This is a genomic window from Rhodococcus sp. NPDC003322 (assembly GCF_053589555.1).
Genome location: NZ_JBSFSC010000006.1, coordinates 508,873 through 527,978 on the forward strand (window position 1 = coordinate 508,873; position 19,106 = coordinate 527,978).

A 19,106-nucleotide genomic window follows, 5' to 3' on the forward strand; every position below is an offset into this window, starting at 1 on the left:
GTCGTTTTTTGCTGCGAGGGTGCGGACCGCGGATCAGTGAGGGGTGTCGTGGGAGTGGGAGCGAAGTCACCTGTCGTCCGGGTGCCGAAGGCGGGTGAGCTGGTCGCGGCCAGCCTCCGCCGGCGAATCATCACCGGCGAACTGAAGGTCGGCGACCCACTGCCGAACGAGGCGGCGTTGATGGAGCAGTTCGGGGTGTCCCGGCCGACGCTGCGGGAGGCATTCCGCATCCTCGAATCCGAATCGATCATCACCGTGCTGCGCGGCGCGCACGGCGGCGCGCGGGTGCTCGCGCCCGATTCGTCGGCGGCCGCGCGGTACACCGGGTTGCTCCTGCAGTACCAGGGCGTCCCCCTCGTCGACGTGTACCGGGCCCGGGCCTCGTTCGAGGTGGCGGCGGTCGGGCAACTCGCGGACGGTACCCACGGCGACGAACTGGACACCTTCGAAGCCCTGCTCGAGGCGGGCGCGGATCTCCTGGACGACGCGGAGGCGTTCGCCCGGCACGACGTGGACGTCCATCAGGCCCTCATCGACCTGGCGGGCAACCAGACGGTCGCGGTGCTCGCGGGAATGATCGTCCACATCATCGACGCGCACCACGCTCTCTTCATCGCCGCGCACGGCGGGGAGAACGAGCGGCCGGCCTCGCGCGCCGCGCACCGGTCCTACCTGCGGCTGCTCGGACTGATGCGGGACGGCGACTCCCTTGCGGCGCAGGAGTTCTGGGGGAAACACCTCGACGCGATCGAGCGGTACATGATCGACAACTCCGAGACCACCCTCGTCGAGGTGCTGTCCTGACCCGTCACCTCGGGATCGGGATCACCAGCGGCGGCAAGCCGGGCACCTCCACCCGGATCTCCGGCGGCGGTGCCACGGGTGGGGGCTGCGGGACCACCACGGGGGCAGGCTCCGGTGCGGGCGGTGGTTCCGGTGCGGGTGGTGGGGGCGGTGGTTCCGGTGCGGGCGGCGGCGCAGGTGCCTCCGCCAGAGCGCGGCGCGGAGCCTGATCCGCCGGCGCGGACACCACCGGAGCCGGTGCCGGGGTGGTCACTCTCGTCGTGGTCGGCGCCGGCTCGGCCGGGCCCGACCCGACCGGAACCGCGGTCAGGGTGCCGGTTGCCAGGTCCACCACCGACACGGCGCCCATCGCATCGAGGGCCGGCCGAATCGTCAGGACACGACCGGCGTCGAATCCGGGCCAGGGCACCGCACGGGGATCGGGGTCGACGGTCGTCGTCGGGGTGTCCAACGGCGCACCGTGTGCGCACCGCACCTTCGGCGCGCCGTGCTCGTCGATCAGGACGATCGTCCCCGACTCGAGCACCGACTCCCGCGGGACCGCGCGGCCCTCGTCGTAGCCGTAGTTCGTGACCCGGGTGTCCGCGCGGAGCAGCACCGGGGTCAGCGTGCTCACGAAGCCGCGGACGTCGGACACGCCCTGAACCTTCGCCCACGCGGTCAGTTTCGTCGGATCACGTTCGAGTTCGTCGACGAGGCGAGCGCTGTCGCACAGCGGACGGTTGGGGCTGCCGCCGTACAGGCCGCCACGGTCACCGTTGACCACCGGTGTCGCCTCGACCGACAGGTCGCTGCCCGGCGGGCCGGGCGGAACGACGGTCGGGGTCTGCGGCGGCAGCAGCCGGTCCGTCCAGGGCTGATCGCCGTCCTGCGTCGTCGCGAGCATGGCGACCGGGTGGGTGGCCGGTCCACGCTGGGCGCATCCGGCCGAGACCGTCGCGAGCGCGACGCACGTGACCACGAGCAAGCCGACCGGCCACCCGTGGGGAGGGCCGGTGGTTGCGACGGCGCGGCGTCGGTCCCGATGTGCGGACCGCCCGCCGTTGTCGGGGGCCACCCGGCCATCGTAAGCGCGTCGCCCGCCCCGTGCTCGGTGATCGCGGCGTGGTGGTCGGCGCTCGCCGGGGGTGCGGTGACGGAGCGGTCGTACCCGCCCGTGTCACCATGGTGACCCGTCGGCAGGGTTGTTCCTGGCAGGGAAGGGAATCACGTGGTGCAGGTACGGCAGGAAATTCGGGACAGGGTGCTGGTGATCCACCTCGAGCGGGAGGACAAGCGCAACGCGATCAACGGAGCGATGGCACAGGGTATCGACGCCGCACTCAACCGGCTCGACGACGACCCCGACCTGTGGGTGGGGGTGCTCACCGGGACGCCCGTCGTGTTCTGCGCCGGCACCGACATCAAGGAGGGCTCGGGTGACCTCACGCCGAGAGGCGGCGAGTACGGCATCATCCGGCGGCAGCGCGAGACACCGCTGATCGCGGCTGTGGAGGGGCAGGCGCTCGGTGGTGGCTTCGAGATCGCCCTCGCCTGCGACCTGATCGTGGCCGCCGAGTCGGCTGTGTTCGGGCTGCCGGAGTCGCTACGCGGACTGGTCGCCACGTCCGGCGCGCTGTTCCGCGCGCCCCGGGCCCTGCCCGTCAACGTCGCCCGCGAACTGCTCATCACGGGCAACACCCTCACCGCCCGCCGCGCCTACGACCTCGGCGTGGTCAACGAGGTCACCGCGACGGGCGGCGCGCTCGAGGGTGCACTCGCGACGGCGGCGAAGATCTGTGCCTCCTCGCCGACGTCTGTGCGCGAAAGTCTGCGCGCGGTAAGGGAACTCACGGCCGACGACGACGCCCTGGGCTGGGAGGTCACGTCGCGGGCCAAGGATGTCGTCACCTCGTCCGCCGACATGCGCGAGGGCATCGGCGCGTTCTTCGAGCGACGCGAACCCCGCTGGACCGGGCGCTGAGGGGCCGGCACCGGTGAAGTGCCGACCGGTCAGTGTGCCGCGGTGGGTTCCCGGTCCGTCTCGTCGACGGTGACGGGCTCCGGCGCGGTGGACGAGCGCGGGATGAAGGCGGCCACCAACAGGGCGAGCAGGGCGGCTCCGGCTCCGATCAGGAAGGTCGTCACGAAGGCCTCGTGGGTGGGCACCTCTGCTGATCCGAACGGCTTCGTCATGGTGGCGAGCACGGCCGTCATCACCGCGGCAGCGAACGACGTGCCGACCAGTCGCATCAGGGAGTTGAGTCCGTTCGCCGCGCCGGTTTCGTGCAGCGGGACCGAGCCCATGATCAGGGCGGGCATCGCCGCGTAGGCGATGGCGATGCCCGCCGTGATCACGATGTTCACCATCGCGATCTGCCAGAGCGCGTTCATCGCCACGGCGCCGATCAGATAGCCCGCCGCGATCACGACCGTGCCGACCATCAGCGTGATCCGGGGCCCGTGCCTGCCGGTGATCCGCGCCGAGACCGGGGACAGCAGCATCATCACGATGCCGCCCGGGGCCATGCACAGGCCGGCCACGACCATCGACTGCCCCAGCCCGTAACCGGTCTCGGGCGGCGACTGCAGAAGTTGGGGCACCGTCAATGCCGTCGCGTACATCGCGAAGCCCGCCAGCACCGACGCCACGTTCGTCAGCAGCACGGGTCGGGACGAGGACACCCGGAGGTCGACCAGTGGTTCGGCGGTACGGAGTTCGAACGCGCCCCAGAGCAGGAAGACCACTGCCGAGGCTGCGATCAGGCCGAGGGTGAGCGGGCTGGTCCAGCCCCACTGTCCGCCTTTCGTCAGGGCCAGCAACAGCGTGACCAGGCCGGCGGCGAGCCCGGCAGCACCCACGTAGTCGAAGCGGCCCGGTTTGCGGATCGGGGACTCGGGCACGAAGGCCGCAACCGCGGCCGCGACTGCGACGCCGAGGATCGCCGCGGCCCAGAACAGGGCGTGCCAGCTGTAGTTCTGTGCGGTCCACGCGGCCAGCGGCAGCCCGATTGCGCCGCCGATCCCCATGGTCGAGCTCATCAGCGACACCGCGGCGGCCATCTTCTCTCGGGGCAGCTCGTCACGCATGATGCTGATGCCGAGCGCGATGGTGCCGGTGGCCGCGCCCTGCAGGGCACGGCCGATGATCACCGGTGCCACGCTCGAGCTGACCGCACAGATGACCGAGCCGGCCACGAGAAATGCCATGGAGATCAGGATCATTCGTCGTTTGCCCACCATGTCGCCGAGGCGTCCGGCGATGGGTGTGACGACCGCCGCGGCGAGCAGCGTCGAGGTCACCGCCCACGAGGCGGTCGACGGAGACGTGTGGAGAAGGTCGGGCAGCACGTGGATCAGGGGGACCACCAGGGTCTGCATCAGCGAGACCACGATGCCCGCGAACGCGAGTGTCGGCAGCATCAGAGCAGCGGCTCCGGTGCTCCGTCCGGCGGAATGATCGACGGCGGTCAACGTGGCCTCCTGCTCCGGCCGGGGACGGGCGTCGCGGCACATGAATGTGCACCATACACACAATGTGTATGGTGCACTGCGGCTTGGGTGCTTCGTGATGCCACAATGTCCGCGATGAACAGTGACGACAACGGGCGCAGCGCAGGGCTGGACCTCGAACGCGAGATTGCACTCCTGGCCCGGCACACCGCGCTGGTGACCAAGGTTCGGACCGTCTCGCAGGAACTCGATCGCTCGGCCTACCTGCTGCTCAGTCGGCTCGAGATCAGCGATCCGATGACGCTGAAGGAACTCGCCGACTCGTTCGGCCTCGACATCTCCACCGTCAACAGGCAGACGGCCGCGCTGATCCGGGCCGGACTCGCGGAGAAGATCGCCGACCCGGGCGGTGGCACGGCGCGCAGGCTGCAGCCGACCGACACGGGGCTCGCCGCCCTCCGGCGCGACCGGGGCCGGAACGTCGCGGGTATCGACGACCTGACCGGAACCTGGACCGACGACGACCGCCACACGCTGGTCGCGTTGCTGCGGCGACTGAACGAGGAGATCGAACGCCGTCAGGGCGTGCACTGGCCCCGAGACTGAACCACCCCTGGACCGAACCACCCCTGGACCGAACCACCCCGGGACCGGAACACGGCGGTGGCCCGCCGGTGCGCGGCGGGCCGGCCGTGGTCGCGCCCCGGTTCGTCGGCTCCGGATCAGGCCGTCGACACCGCAACGGGTCTTCAGCTCTGGAACAACGGCATCATCGGAGCCGGTTCGGGACGCACATCGTTCTGCGACGTGGTTCGCAGCCACGTACCGTCCGCCCGGCAGCGCTGATATGTGCCGTCCTCGTAATAGATCCTCGCGCCGACGCTGTAGTCCCGGCCGTTGTAGACGCACACCGTGGTCGTGGAGTCGTCGGGGTCGAAGACCGTGTCGGCGGCCGCGGTCGCCGCCGACGCGCCGATCAGGCCGACGGCGACGAGTGCGGACGCGGCGAGGGTCTTGGTGGTGCGCGAGATCATGTCTGTCCTCCTTGTGTGGATGTGTTGCCCCGGGGTCGGGGTGTCACCAACTATTCGGGCGCGGCGGCAGGGCTGACAGACACCCTGGGTGGCGAACCGCTCCACCCTGCACTCCGGTTCACGCGGTCGCGCTCTTGTACCGTGGCTCCCGGCCGAGACCTCGGTCACAGAACGAGCGAGCAGGGGAGTGGCAGGGATGGGCATCAACGACGGACGCGTGGTCATCGTGACCGGTGCTGCGGGCGGCATCGGCCGAGAGCATGCGCTCGAATTCGCCAGGCAGGGAGCCAAGGTCGTCGTCAACGACCTCGGACCCGCGGAGGCCGTGGTCGAGGAGATCAAGGCGCTCGGCGGCGAGGCCGTCGCGAACAAGGACGACATCTCCGACTTCGAGGGCGCAGGCCGGCTGGTGCGGACCGCGATCGAGGAGTTCGGCACGCTGCACGTGCTCGTGAACAACGCGGGCATCCTGCGCGACAAGATGTTCGTCAACATGACCGTCGACCAGTGGGACGACATCATGCGCGTGCACCTGCGCGGTACGTTCGCCCCGTCGCAGCACGCCGCCTCGTACTGGCGGGAGCAGAGCAAGGCGGGGACGCCGGTCGCGCACCCTCGGATCATCAACACCTCGTCGCCGTCGGGCCTGTATGGCAACCTCGGTCAGACGAACTACGGCGCGGCGAAGGCCGGTATCGCGGCGTTCACGGTGATCCTCGCCGACGAGCTGGCACGGCTCGGCGTCACGGTCAATGCGATCGCCCCGACCGCGCTCACCCAGATGACTGCGGGTCTGGAGGGCTTCGTTGCGGCCGCCGAGGCGGAGAAGGAGCGCACCGGGTTCGATGCCTCAGCGCCCGGGAACATCTCCCCGACCGTGGTCTGGCTCGGTTCGCCCGAGTCCGACGGTGTCACCGGTCGGGTCTTCAACGTGCACGGTGGCTCGATCAGCGTCGCCGAGACCTGGGTGGCCGGTCCCGGTGTCTCGAAGAACGAGCGGTGGGATCCGGCGGAACTCGGCGAGGTCATCCCGGCGCTCGTCGCGCAGGCTCGGCCGAACTCGAACATGGCGGGCAACCCCCGCTCCTGACCGCCGAATGAACGGGAGTTCGGTGGCGGGCTCCTCCGAAGCCGCCGCTGAACTCCCGTGCGGTGTTTCGGTACTCCGTTCAGTGATTCCGGGGGTCTGCTCGGCCGAGCAGGCCGAGTGCGAACCCCGCGTACTCGGAGGCGATCTGCTCCGGCGTCGACGGCCCGTCGGCGCGGAACCACTGCGGCAGCGAGGTGCACATCGTCGCGATGGCCCGGCCCGCGTCGCGCGGATGGGTGGTGGTCAGTGCGCCGTCGCGGACGGCCGTATCGATCTGCTCGTCGAGCAGGTACTGGATCTGGTTGCGGGAGTCGGTGATCCGTGATCGGTCGGGCTCCTCGAGGCTGCGCATCTCGCTGGCTCCGATGAAGGCGAGTGCCCGGCGGTGGGTGTGGAAGAGCGCGAGGGCCTCCACGACCAGGGCGACCCGTTCGACCGCCGTTCCGCCCTCGTCGCGTGCCGCCCGTACCCGCCAGTGCAGTTCGTCCATGGTGAGGTCGAGCGCACGCACCAGGAGGGCTTGTTTGTCCCTGTAGTGGTGGTAGACGCCGGGCACGCTCATTCCGGCGCGCTGCGCGAGGGCTCGCACGGTGGCGCCGTGGTATCCCGTCTCGACGAACGCTTCGATGGCTGCGGCGAGCACCGGATCGATCCGCAGCGGGGGGAAGGCGCGCCAATCGGATTCGGATCGTGCTGTCGTCCGGTGCTCGGGCACAGGCGGACGTGGTGTGGGGACGCCGGGGGAGTCCGTCCGCTCGCCGACCAGTCTCGCCACGGTGGTGCCCAGGATGACGGCGATGTCGCGGATCCGCTCGACGCTCACGCCGGTCCTGCCGTTCTCGATGGCGCTGATCGTCGCGGGGCTGACGTCGAGGCGTCTCGCCAGCTCGCGCACGGACATTCCGCGTTCGTTCCGGACGGACCTGATGGCCGCCGCGGTGGTGGTCGTGTGATCGCTCATGAGGCCCCCTGATAGTGATGTTCAGAATTACTGAACATGGGAAATGGTATCAGCAGAGCTGAACGCACGAATATCGGTGCAAGTCGCGCATTAGCAGTATTGACCCCTGATTTGTCGGTATGTCACCCTGAGGGGGAATCCCGAGCGATCGCTCGGCATCGTGTGACTGAGGAGAGCTGATCGTGGCGATCGACCTGACCCACTCGTCCGAGGTGGAGGCGCTGATCGAGCGCACCCGCGCCTTCACCCGTGACCACGTGCTGCCCATCGAGGACGAACACGGTGGGGACATCGCGGTCGCGGGGGGTGACGAGATGCGGGTGCAGCTGCAGAAGGCCGCCAAGGACGCCGGAGTGTTCGCCCCGCATGCACCCGTCGAGTTCGGCGGCCACGGCCTGAACATGTCCGATCGGGCGCCGGTGTTCGAGGAGGCCGGGTACTCGCTGTTCGGTCCCACGGCACTGAACATCGCCGCGCCGGACGAGGGCAACGTGCACATGCTCGCCCACATCGCCAATCCGGAACAGCGCGAGCAGTACCTCGCGCCGCTCGCGCAGGGTGACGTCCGATCCGCCTTCGCGATGACCGAGCCCGCGCCCGGCGCGGGTTCCGATCCCTCGGCGCTGACCACGCGGGCGGTCAGGGCCGACGGCGGCTGGCGAATCAACGGGCACAAGTGGTTCATCACGGGAGCCGACGGCGCCGGCTTCTTCATCATCTTCGCCCGTACCGCCGGCGAGCCCGGCGATCGCGGTGGCGCCACGATGTTCCTCGCGCCCGCGGACACCCCGGGGATCCGGGTCGGTCGGCACATCGACACCCTCGACAAGTCGATGCTCGGCGGACACTGCGAGGTGTTCTTCGAGGACGTGCTGGTCCCCGACTCCGCTGTGCTCGGCGAGGTGGACCGCGGCTTCGAGTACGCGCAGGTGCGGCTCGGCCCGGCGCGGATGACGCACGTGATGCGCTGGCTCGGCGCCGCTCGGCGCGGCCACGACATCGCGGTCGAGTACGTGGCGAAGCGAGAAGCGTTCGGCGCCAGACTCGGTGATCTCGGCATGGTGCAGCAGATGGTCGCGGACAACGAGATCGACATCGCCGCCACCCGCGCACTGCTCACCCGCGCCTGCTGGGAACTCGACCAGGGTGACAAGGCGTCGGACGCGACCGCGATCGCCAAGACCTACGCGGCGGAGGCGATCTTCCGGATCGTCGACCGCAGCGTCCAGATGTGCGGTGGCATGGGCGTTTCCGGCGATCTTCCGCTTGCCCGACTCTCCCGAGAGGTACGTCCGTTCCGCGTGTACGACGGCCCGTCCGAGGTGCACCGGTGGGCACTGGCCAAGCGGGTCGTCGGTGCCGCCAAGCGCGCCCTGAAGGAGTCCTGATGAGCCTGCCCGGCATGGATGTCGCCGCGCTGCGGCGGTTTCTGATCGACAGCGGCGTCGAGGTCGCAGGGAACCTCGACGTCGAGCTGCTCAGCGGTGGCCGCTCGAACCTGACCTTCACGGCATCCGACGGCCGCGGCACCTGGATCGTGCGCAGGCCCCCGATCAGCGGCCTGACGCCCTCGGCGCACGACATGGCGCGCGAGTTCCGGGTGACCAGCGCACTGCAGGACTCGCCGGTGCCGGTGGCGCGCACGGTCGCGTTCGACGAGGCGGGAACCGTGCTCGGTGCCCAGATGACGGTCGTCGAGTTCGTCGACGGCCGCGTGGTCCGGGACCAGGACGACCTCGCCGCGCTGACCGACGCCGAGGTCCGCGACTCCGCGCACGCGCTCGTGGGGGTGCTCGCGGACCTGCACTCGGTGGACTATCGGGCCGTCGGGCTCGGTGAGTTCGGCCGACCCGACGGGTTCGTGGCCAGGCAGGTCAAGCTCTGGGCCGGGCAGTGGGAGCGGGTCAAGACCCGCGACCTGCCCGACGTCGCGACGCTGCACAGCAGGCTCGCCGACGCGATCCCGCAGGCTTCGGAGGCGTCGATCGTGCACGGCGACTTCCGGATCGACAACACCATCCTCGATGCGGAGGATCCGACGACGGTCCGGGCCGTCGTGGACTGGGAGATGTCCACCCTCGGTGACCCGCTGACCGACGCGGCCCTGATGTGTGTGTACCGCGCGCCGGTGTTCGATCTGGTGCTCGGCTCGCGGGCGGCCTGGACGAGCCCACGGCTGCCGTCGGCGGACGACCTCGCGCAGACCTACGCGACCGCATCGGGGCGCGACCTCGGGGACTGGAACTTCTACCTTGCCCTCGCCAACTTCAAGCTCGGCATCATCGGGGAGGGCATCACGCACCGGGCGTTGCAGGGTTCGGACGCCGGCAGCGGTGCCGCCCGCGCCGCGGAGGCGACCGGCGAGTTCATGGCGGCCGGCCTGCGTGCCCTCGCGGGAGCATCCGCGTGAGCGGCCGGACTGCGCTCGTCACGGGCGCATCCCGGGGGATCGGTCTCGGTATCGCGAACCGGCTTGCCGCCCAGGGGTATTCGCTCACCATCAGCGCGCGGGACGAGCAGCGTCTGGCGGAGGTCGCGGACTCGCTTCGGGCAGCGGGTGCGCCACGCGTCGTCGCTGTCGCCGGCGACCTGGCCGACCCCGAGGCGATCGAGCGGCTGACCGCCCGGCACGCCGAGGACCTCGGTCCGATGAAGGCGCTGATCGTCAACGCCGGCGTGGGGACGGCGGGTACCGTCGCGGACTTCCCGATGCGCCGGTTCGACAAGACTCTCGACGTCAATCTCCGGGCGCCGTTCCTGCTCTTGCAACAGTGCCTGCCGATGCTGCGGGCGGGAGCGGCCGCGGATCCCGGGCGTGGTGCGAAGGTGATCGCGCTGTCCTCCATCACCGGGGTCTACGCCGAATCGGGCCTGGCCGTCTACGGCGCCACCAAGGCGGCTCTGATCTCGCTGGTGGCCACGCTCAACTCCGAGGAGTCGGGAAACGGGGTCAGTGCGACTGCCATCTCGCCCGCCTATGTGGACACCGACATGAGTGCCTGGATCCGGGACCGGATTCCGGCCGAGGAGATGCTCGAGGTCGACGACGTCGTGGAGATGGTCGATTCCCTGCTGCGGCTGTCGTCGCGCGCGGTGGTGCCGAACGTGGTGATGACCCGCGCCGGCACCGACGGGCACCGGGCCTGAGTTCTGTGGTGCGCCGTCGCGCGCCGAGCAGATAGCAAATATCTGGACAACATCCATCTGATGTGGCCAGGTCACGACCTGTGACCTGGCCACAACTGTTATGTGACGTCTTCTGGGATGCCGGGCGTACTTCTGGCTAACGGCATGACCAGCAGAAACGGGGGTGAGGTCAGCTTTCGGACGCCGTTCCGGGCCCCTGTCGAGCGTTCGGGCCGTTCGAAGTTGGACGCTTGTCGGAAGAACTCGCCAAACCGCCTCGCCGGACGTGGTGAACGCGGTAAGTTGCCTCGTGCGAAGGGTGGCAACCGCTCCCGTCGTGGTCGGTAGAGCCGCCGAATGCGGCGGGATGATTGTCTTTCGGGAGGGCGATCTGTGAGCACACAACGGAGCGTCGGACACCATGTGCTGTGTTCCACCACCATCGCGCGTTGTTTCGTCGGGAGCACGCTGGTGCGGCCGGAGTCGGTGTTCGTCGACGGTCGACGTTGAGATCGATGTCGGCTCCGACGCACCGGACTTGCGGGCGTTAGGTCAGCTGACCGCTATTCGCGCCCTTGGCGCGCGCACATTCAGCCGCTAATCGGCTTCCTCATTGACGAAATCCATTTCGGCTAGCCATGTCTGCCGTTCAGCGCGCCATGCCTGCTGCACCGGGGCCGCCTGCCGAGATGGCTGTGGGAACTTCTGAAGTGTTCCGGAAACAGGGGTATCAGTTGACTGCCATCGACGGATTCGACAGCACGGATTTCGACAGCACGATCCAGGCAGAGGGCGCCCTGCAGGTGGACGTCTTCCCGCTGTCGCCCGCGCAGCTCGGCATGTGGTATGCCCAGCACGTCGACCCCGAGATCCCGATCAACATCGGTCAGTACGTCGACCTCCGTGGTCCCCTCAACACTGCGGTACTCGAACAGGCCTGCATCATCGCGTCCCAGGAGATGGAGACGGGATACCTGCGGCTGACCGAGCACGACGGTGTCCCACATCAGGTTGTCGACCGCACCATCGTCGACCACGTGCAGATCCTCGATCTGCGCGGCGAAGCCGACCCCGTCGCGGCGGCGATGGCATGGATGCGTGCCGATCTGGCCGCCCCCGTGGACCTGCTCACCGATCGGCTCATCGCCGGTGCCACCATTCGGATCGAGGACGACCGGTACTTCTGGTACTCCCGCGTGCACCACATCGCGCTCGACGGCTACGGCGCGATGACCTACATGAACCGCACCGCCGAGGTCTACACCGCGTTGCTCGAGGACCAGGACATCCGCCCGGGCAAGGTGTGGACCCTGCGCAACCTGTACGAATCCGAACTGGCATACCGCGAGAGCACACGCTTCGCGACCGATCGCGAGTACTGGTCGGGTCAGATGGACGGCATGGACGAGGCGACCAGCCTCGTCGGGCGGACCGCCGCGCCGGCCTTCAACGGGGGCATCGCCACTGCAGCATTGTCGTCCGACTCGGAAGCCGCCCTCGCAGCCGCGGTCGCCCGTCACGGCTCGTCCCCTTCCGGCATGTTGATCGCGGCGTTTGCCGCCTATCTCGCGCAGGCGAGCGGCAGGGAGGACGTCGTCCTCAGCCTCCCGGTGACCGCCAGGACGACCGCGATCATGCGCAACTCCGGTGGCATGCTGTCGAACGTCGTTCCGCTGCGATTGCGGGTGGCCGCGGACACCACGGTGTCCGGACTCCTCGGCCAGGTCCAGACCGCGGTCACCGGCGCCCTGCGGCACCAGCGCTACCGCCACGAGGACATCCGCCGGGACGCCTCGACGGCGAACATGCAGCGCGACCTGCTCGGTCCGCTCGTCAACATCATGCTCTTCCATGAGGAGGTCGCACTCGGTCCGGTGGTCGGCGAGTTCCACATCCTGTCGACCGGTGTCGTCGAGGATCTCGCGGTCAACTTCTACCAGAGCGTTGCCGGTACGCGGACCCACATCGACTTCGAGACGAACCCCAACCTCTACACCGAATCCGAAGCACGCGAACACCATTCGAGGTTCCTTGCATTCTTCGGCGCGTTTCTCGCCGCGCAGCCGGACACTCCGGTGTGGGACCTGGCGCTACTCACCGACACCGAGCGCGAACTCGTCGTCGACACCTGGAACGACACCGCGCAGGAGGTGCCCGAAGGCACGCTGGTGTCGTTGTTCGAGGAGCAGGCGGCGCGGACACCGGATGCGGTGGCCTTGGTGTTCGAGGGCGAGTCGCTGACGTACGGTGAGTTCGCCTCTCGGGTGAATCGCCTTGCCCGGTACCTGGTTTCGATCGGTGTGGGGCCGGACTCCCTGGTTGCCGTTGCGATGCGGCGGTCGCTGGAGATGATGGTCGGGATCTACGCGGTGCAGGCGGCCGGTGGTGCGTACGTGCCGGTGGATCCGGATCAGCCGGTGGAGCGGGTGGGGCACATTCTGGATTCCGCGGATCCGGTCTGTGTGTTGACCACGGCGCGTGACGGTGTCGAGGTGCCCGGTGAGAGGTCTGTCCTGTGCGTGGACGGGCTGGACCTGGCGGGATGCTCGGATGCCCCGGTTTCCGACGGCGAGCGGACCCGTCCGCTGCGTCCGGAGAATGCTGCGTACGTGATCTTCACGTCGGGGTCGACGGGACGTCCGAAGGGCGTGTCGGTGTCGCATCGTTCGGTGGTGAATCGCCTGTTGTGGGCACAGGCGCAGTACGGCTTCACGCCCGCGGACGTGGTGCTGCAGAAGACTCCGGTCACGTTCGACGTGTCGGTGTGGGAGTTGTTCGCTCCCTTGCAGGTCGGTGCACGGTTGGTGGTGGCGGCGCCGGACGGGCATCGGGACCCCCAGTACCTGGCGCGGGTGATCGCCGACGAGGCGGTGACGTCGGTGCACTTCGTGCCGTCGATGCTGTCGGTTTTCGTGACCGAGCCGTCCGCTGCATCGTGCTCGACCGTGACGCGGGTGTTCTGCTCGGGTGAGGGTCTGCCTGCGTCGACCGCACTGGCGTTGACTCGGCTGTGGCCCGGCGTTCGGGTGCACAACCTGTACGGACCCACGGAGGCGGCGGTGGAGGTGACCTTCCACGAGGTCACCGATGCGGACGTGGCGAGTGTGCCGATGGGTGCGCCGGTGTGGAACACGCAGACGTTCGTGCTCGACGCACGCCTGCGTCCGGTGCCGGTGGGTGTCGCGGGTGAGTTGTACCTGTCGGGTGTGCAGCTGGCGCGCGGATACCACGGGCGGACCGATCTGACGGCCGATCGGTTCGTAGCGAATCCGTTCCGGTCGGGTGAGCGGATGTACCGGACCGGCGACCTGGTGGTGTGGACGGCCGCGGGTGAGTTGGAGTATCTGGGGCGCACGGACTTCCAGGTCAAGCTGCGTGGTCAGCGCATCGAGCTCGGTGAGATCGAGGCGGCGCTGGTCGCCGATGCGCGGGTGGTTCAGTCGGCGGCGATGGTGCGGTCCGATGCGGGCGCAGGCGACCATCTCGTCGCGTACGTGGTGCCGGCTTCCGGTGTGGTCGTCGAAGGCGAGGCGTTGCGGTCCGCACTGGGTGCGGTGTTGCCGGCCTACATGGTGCCGTCGGCGGTGACGGTGCTCGACGCCTTCCCGCTGAATGCTTCCGGCAAGCTCGATCGCAAGGCTCTGCCGGTTCCGGTGATCGCCGGTGCCACCGACTACCGGGGTCCCCGAACCCTGTCCGAGGAGATGGTCGCCGGCATCTTCGCCGACGTTCTCGGCCTCGAGCGGGTGAGTGCGGATGCAGGCTTCTTCGACCTCGGCGGCGATTCGCTCGTCGCCAACCAGGTCGTGTCCCGGATCGGTGTGGCTTTCGGTATTCGGCTGGGTGTGCGGGCACTGTTCGAGGCCCCGACGGTGTCCGGTCTCGCAGCTCGAATCGATGGGCAGTCCGGAACCGCGGAGGACCGGCTCGAACTGGTCGCGCGCACGCGTCCGGAGGTCGTTCCGCTGTCGCCGGCCCAGCAGCGAATGTGGTTCCTCAACCAGTTCGACCCCTCGGTCGGTGCGTACAACCTGCCGTTCGTGGTGCGTCTGTCGGGACACGTGGACGGTGCTGCACTGGTGGCGGCCCTAACCGACGTCCTGGAGCGGCACGAGACCCTGCGCACGGTGTTTCCGGACTCGCAGGGCGGGCCGCATCAGGTCGTCGTCCCGGCCGGTGACGTGGCACTGCTCGGTCCCGTCGAGCGAGTCACCGAGGAGGAACTCGCGGGACGGCTCGCCGAGTTCGCAAGCGGTGGTTTCGACGTCGCCACGGAGATCCCCATCAGGATCCGGCTGTTCGAGGTCACGGAACCGGGCGCCGATGCTGCCGAACGCGATGAGTTCGCGGTCGGCATCGTCGTTCATCACATCGCGGCGGACGGCGTCTCACTGGCGGTACTGGCCCGGGACGTGGTGGCGGCCTACACCGCCCGGCACAGCGGCGAGGCGCCGACGTGGAATCCGTTGGCGATCCAGTACGGCGACTACACGCTCTGGCAGCGTGAGCGCCTCGGGGTGGAGGACGATCAGGAGTCGTTGTCCGCCAAGCAGATCGAATTCTGGCGGGCGGAGCTGGCCGGTGTGCCCGACCAGTTGGACCTCCCGTCGGATCGCCCCCGGCCGTTGGCCCAGTCCTTCGACGGCGGGCGGTTGCGATTCGGGATCCCGGCGCAGACCTACCAGTCGCTGGTGAGTTTCGCGCGCGCACAGGGCGTCACACCGTTCATGGTCACCCACGCCGCGTTGGCGGTGCTGTTGTCCCGTCTGAGCGGGACGTCGGACATCGCGGTGGGCACCGTGGTGGCGGGCCGTGGTGAGCCGGCCCTCGACGACCTGGTCGGCATGTTCGTCAACACGCTGGTGCTGCGGACCGAGGTGGACGGTGGCGGGTCGTTCGCCGACCTGTTGACCCAGGTACGTGATCGCGATCTCGCCGCCTTCGCGCACGCCGACGTGCCGTTCGAACAGTTGGTGCAGGTGCTGCGCCCGGCGCGGTCCACGTCACGGCATCCGCTGTTCCAGGTGGGCCTGTCCTTCGAAAACATGGAGCGGGCACGCGTCGAGCTGCCGGAGCTCACCGTCACGGCGGACGAGGTTCGTGTCGACCTGTCGAAGTTCGATCTGCAGCTGACCGTCGCGGACCGGCCGCGTGGTGCCGCCGCGACGGAGGACGTGGCTGCCGAGTTCGTCTACGCACGGGACCTGTTCGACGAGACCACCGTCGCCGGGTTCGCGACCAGATTCCTTCGCATCCTCGACGCGGTGCTCGAGAATCCGGGGGTTGCAGTCGGAGACGTCGAGATCCTCGACCCGGCCGAGCGTGCCGACCTGACCGAGCGGTGGGGACGGGGGCTTCCTGGTGTGCGGGCCGCGATGCCGGCGCCGCGGACCCTCGCCGAGCTTCTCGAGGTCGGTTCCCGGTCCGATCCGGACCGGGTCGCCGTCGTCGGTGCCGACGGGGCGGAAATGACGTACCGGGAACTCGACGAGCGTTCCTCTCGGCTCGCGCGGGCGCTGATCGGATCCGGCGCCGGGCCCGAGACGGCGGTGGCGGTCGCGATCGCGCGATCGGTCGATTCCGTTCTCGCGGTGTGGGCAGTCGCCAAGTCCGGTGCCGCGTTCGTTCCGGTGGACCCGAACTATCCCGCGGACCGCGTCACGCACATGGTGACCGATTGCGGCGCGGTGATCGGTGTCACGGTCGGTGAGCACGTGGACCGGTTGCCGTCGGTGGTGCCATGGCTCGTGCTCGACTCGGCCGAGGTCGAATCCCGCTGTGCGGCCGAGTCGTCTGCGCCCGTCACCGATGCCGACCGGATCCGTCCGGTGCGGCTCGAGAATCCGGCCTACGTCATCTACACGTCGGGTTCGACGGGTGTGCCGAAGGGCGTCGTGATCACCCACACCGGTCTGGCCAACTTCGCCGACTACCAGCGGACGGACTACCGGATCACCGCTGCGGACCGGACCCTGCACATCGCATCGCCGAGCTTCGACATCTCCGTCAACGAGATGCTGCTGGCCGGGGCCGCCGGCGCGACGATGGTGGTTGCTCCGGCCACGGTCTTCGGTGGCGTCGAACTCGGCGAGCTGTTGCGTCGGCAGCGGGTGACTCATGTCCTGATCACTCCGGCCGCGTTGGCGTCGGTGGAGTCGAGTGACCTGCCGGACCTGCGGGTCGTCGCCGTCGGCGGCGAGGCGTGCCCGCCGGAACTGGTGGCGCGCTGGGCCGGGGACCGGGTGTTCGTCAACGCCTATGGGCCGACCGAGACCACGATTGTCGTCACGACCACCGACCCGTTGGTGCCGGGGCGGCCGGTCACCGTCGGCGCGCCGGTGTGCGGGGTGCGGGCGATGGTGCTCGACAACCGGCTCGGGGCGGTTCCGGTGGGTGTCACCGGCGAGTTGTACCTATCGGGTCCGGCGTTGGCGCGCGGTTACCGGGGGCGTCCGGACCTGACGGCCGATCGGTTCGTCGCCGACCCGTTCGGCGAGCCCGGCGATCGGATGTACCGCACGGGGGATCTGGTGCGGTGGACCGCGGACGGGGAGCTCGACTACCTGGGGCGCGGGGACTTCCAGGTGAAGGTGCGGGGCTTCCGGGTCGAGCTCGGTGAGATCGACACGATGCTGTCGGCCCAGCCCGGCGTGGCGTTCTCGGTCACGGTCGGGCACCAGGACGCGGGGGGGACCACATCGCTGGTGTCGTACGTGCTCGCCGCGGACGGCGTCGTGCTCGAGCCGGCCACGTTGAAGGCGGCGTTGGCGGAGTCGCTGCCCGGGCACATGGTGCCCGCGGCGGTCATGCTGCTCGACCGGATCCCGCGGACGCCGGTCGGCAAGCTGGACCGCAAGGCGTTGCCGGAGCCGGTGTTCGAGTCGCGGCCGTTCCGGGCACCGGCGACACCGACCGAGGAGACGGTGGCCGGTGTGTTCGCCGAGGTACTCGGTGTGGATCAGGTCGGTGCCGACGACGACTTCTTCGAACTGGGTGGCAACTCGTTGATCGCGACGCAGGTCGTCGCCCGGATCGGGGCTGTGCTCGACGCGACCGTGCCCGTGCGCCTGCTGTTCGAGGCGTCGACGGTCGTGGCGCTGGCGTCGGCGGTGGAGGGACTCTCCGGTAGTGGCGCCCGTCCGCCGTTGGTGGCGCGGACCCGTCCGGACCGCATTCCGCTGTCGGTCGCACAGCAGCGGATGTGGTTCCTCAACCGGTTCGAACCGGAATCGGTGATCTACAACCTGCCGCTCGCGATCGCACTGACCGGCGATCTCGACCTCGCGGCGCTCGAGGGCGCGGTTTCCGACGTGATCGGCCGTCACGAGGCGCTGCGGACGGTGTACCCCGAGATCGACGGTGAGGCATGCCAGTTGGTGCTGCCCGCCGACGAATCCGCGCCGGCGCTGACCCCCGTGCCGGTCGACGTCTCGGCGCTGCCGACCGAACTGGTCGAATTCTTCACCGTCGGGTTCGACGTCACCACCCAGCGACCGCTGCGGGTCCGACTGCTCCAGACGGCCGAGCGTGACTTCGTGCTGGTGATGGTCGTGCATCACATCGCGGCAGACGGCTTCTCGACGGGTCCGCTGGTGCGCGACGTGATGACCGCGTACGTGTCGCGATGTGCGGGTGCGGAGCCGGAGTGGGCGCCGTTGCCGGTGCAGTACGCGGACTACGCGCTGTGGCAGCGCGAGGTGCTGGGTTCGGAGGCCGACCCGGAGTCGGTGATCTCCTCCCAGCTCGGCTACTGGCAGCAGGCTCTCGCCGGGCTGCCCGACCAGTTGGACCTGCCGCACGATCAGCCGCGTCCGGTCGTGGCGTCGAATCATGGTGCGACGTACTCGTTCTCGATGGACGCCGAGCTCCATCAGGGGCTGAACGCGCTGGCGCGACAGCAGGGTGCGTCGCTGTTCATGGTGCTGCACGCGGCGCTCGCGGTGTTGCTCGCGCGGTTGTCGGACACGACCGACATTGCTGTGGGCGCGCCGGTGGCCGGTCGTGGCGAGGCCGCGCTCGACGACCTGGTGGGCATGTTCGTCAACACCCTGGTGTTGCGGATGCAGGTGGATCCGGCGCAGTCCTTCGCGGACGTCCTCTCGCACGCCCGTGAGGTCGACCTCGGCGCGTTCGCACACGCGGACGCGCCGTTCGAGCGGCTCGTGGAGGTGCTGAGCCCCGCCCGCTCGCAGGCGCGGCATCCGCTGTTCCAGGTGATGCTCTCGCTGCAGAACCAGGCGCAGGCCGAACTGGAACTCCCGAACCTGAGCATCAGGGCGCTCGACTACGACGAGAAGGTGTCGAAGTTCGATCTGCACCTGGACCTCGACGACCAGGTCGGTCCGGGAGGAGAGCTCACCGGAATCCACGCCGACCTCATCTACGCCACCGATCTGTTCGACCGGTCCACGGTCGAGGAGATCGCGCAGCGGTTCGTGCGGGTCCTTCGTGCGGTTGTGGCCGCCCCGGCGACGGCTGTCGGTGACATCGATCTGATGACCGATGACGAGCGCGGGTTGGTGGTCGAGGGCTGGAACGCGACAGCGCATCCGTTCGTGGAGGCGACGTTGGTGTCGTTGTTCGAGAAGCAGGCGGCGACGTCGCCGGATGCGGTGGCGGTGTCGTTCGAGGGTGAGTCGTTGACGTACGGGGAGTTCGC

General features: G+C 69.1%; 12 protein-coding genes. 8 read left to right on the top strand and 4 right to left on the bottom strand.

From position 1 onward, the window contains the following. Positions 1–48 precede the first annotated feature (48 nt). Positions 49–804, top strand: coding sequence for a FadR/GntR family transcriptional regulator (locus ACWDUM_RS24850; protein WP_450136012.1), 756 nt, complete (start codon positions 49–51; stop codon positions 802–804). 4 nt (positions 805–808) lie between these two features. On the opposite strand, the gene ACWDUM_RS24855 is transcribed toward ACWDUM_RS24850, so the two are convergent. Continuing rightward, positions 809–1,861 carry a DUF6777 domain-containing protein gene (locus ACWDUM_RS24855; RefSeq protein WP_450136013.1) on the bottom strand — a complete coding sequence of 351 codons (1,053 nt, stop codon included), beginning with the start codon at positions 1,859–1,861 and terminating at the stop codon, positions 809–811. Between the two features lie 156 nt (positions 1,862–2,017). Between ACWDUM_RS24855 and ACWDUM_RS24860 the strand changes: the two genes are divergently transcribed. Further along, positions 2,018–2,767 carry an enoyl-CoA hydratase-related protein gene (locus tag ACWDUM_RS24860; protein WP_450136043.1) on the top strand — a complete coding sequence of 250 codons (750 nt, stop codon included), beginning with the start codon at positions 2,018–2,020 and terminating at the stop codon, positions 2,765–2,767. Between the two features lie 29 nt (positions 2,768–2,796). Here the strand turns inward: ACWDUM_RS24860 and ACWDUM_RS24865 are convergent, their stop codons facing one another. Then, positions 2,797–4,299, bottom strand: coding sequence for an MFS transporter (locus ACWDUM_RS24865; protein ID WP_450136014.1), 1,503 nt, complete (start codon positions 4,297–4,299; stop codon positions 2,797–2,799). A gap of 72 nt (positions 4,300–4,371) precedes the next feature. Here ACWDUM_RS24865 and ACWDUM_RS24870 point away from each other — a divergent pair, with 72 nt between their 5' ends. Next, complete coding sequence (locus ACWDUM_RS24870) at positions 4,372–4,842, top strand: MarR family winged helix-turn-helix transcriptional regulator (RefSeq protein ID WP_450136015.1); 471 nt, start codon at positions 4,372–4,374, stop codon at positions 4,840–4,842. 143 nt (positions 4,843–4,985) lie between these two features. On the opposite strand, the gene ACWDUM_RS24875 is transcribed toward ACWDUM_RS24870, so the two are convergent. Then, positions 4,986–5,270, bottom strand: a complete 285-nt coding sequence (locus tag ACWDUM_RS24875) for a DUF1496 domain-containing protein (protein WP_450136016.1) — start codon at positions 5,268–5,270, stop codon at positions 4,986–4,988. Between the two features lie 196 nt (positions 5,271–5,466). Between ACWDUM_RS24875 and ACWDUM_RS24880 the strand changes: the two genes are divergently transcribed. Beyond that, complete coding sequence (locus ACWDUM_RS24880; protein ID WP_450114512.1) at positions 5,467–6,360, top strand: SDR family oxidoreductase; 894 nt, start codon at positions 5,467–5,469, stop codon at positions 6,358–6,360. A 79-nt stretch (positions 6,361–6,439) separates the two neighbouring features. On the opposite strand, the gene ACWDUM_RS24885 is transcribed toward ACWDUM_RS24880, so the two are convergent. Further along, positions 6,440–7,321, bottom strand: coding sequence for a TetR family transcriptional regulator (locus ACWDUM_RS24885; RefSeq protein WP_450136017.1), 882 nt, complete (start codon positions 7,319–7,321; stop codon positions 6,440–6,442). A 182-nt stretch (positions 7,322–7,503) separates the two neighbouring features. Here ACWDUM_RS24885 and ACWDUM_RS24890 point away from each other — a divergent pair, with 182 nt between their 5' ends. From ACWDUM_RS24890 to ACWDUM_RS24905, 4 genes are all read left to right on the top strand, one after another. Beyond that, positions 7,504–8,709: an acyl-CoA dehydrogenase family protein gene (locus ACWDUM_RS24890; protein WP_450136018.1), complete on the top strand. Its 1,206-nt coding sequence runs from the start codon at positions 7,504–7,506 to the stop codon at positions 8,707–8,709. Positions 8,710–8,723: 14 nt separating this feature from the next. Further along, positions 8,724–9,731, top strand: a complete 1,008-nt coding sequence (locus ACWDUM_RS24895; protein WP_450136044.1) for a phosphotransferase family protein — start codon at positions 8,724–8,726, stop codon at positions 9,729–9,731. Then, a complete protein-coding gene (locus ACWDUM_RS24900) occupies positions 9,728–10,468 on the top strand; it encodes an SDR family NAD(P)-dependent oxidoreductase (RefSeq protein WP_450136019.1) in 741 nt (246 codons plus the stop codon). The genes ACWDUM_RS24895 and ACWDUM_RS24900 overlap by 4 nt, the downstream gene beginning before the upstream one ends. A gap of 713 nt (positions 10,469–11,181) precedes the next feature. Continuing rightward, positions 11,182–19,106: amino acid adenylation domain-containing protein (locus ACWDUM_RS24905; protein ID WP_450136020.1), on the top strand; the 7,925-nt coding region annotated here is incomplete at its 3' end.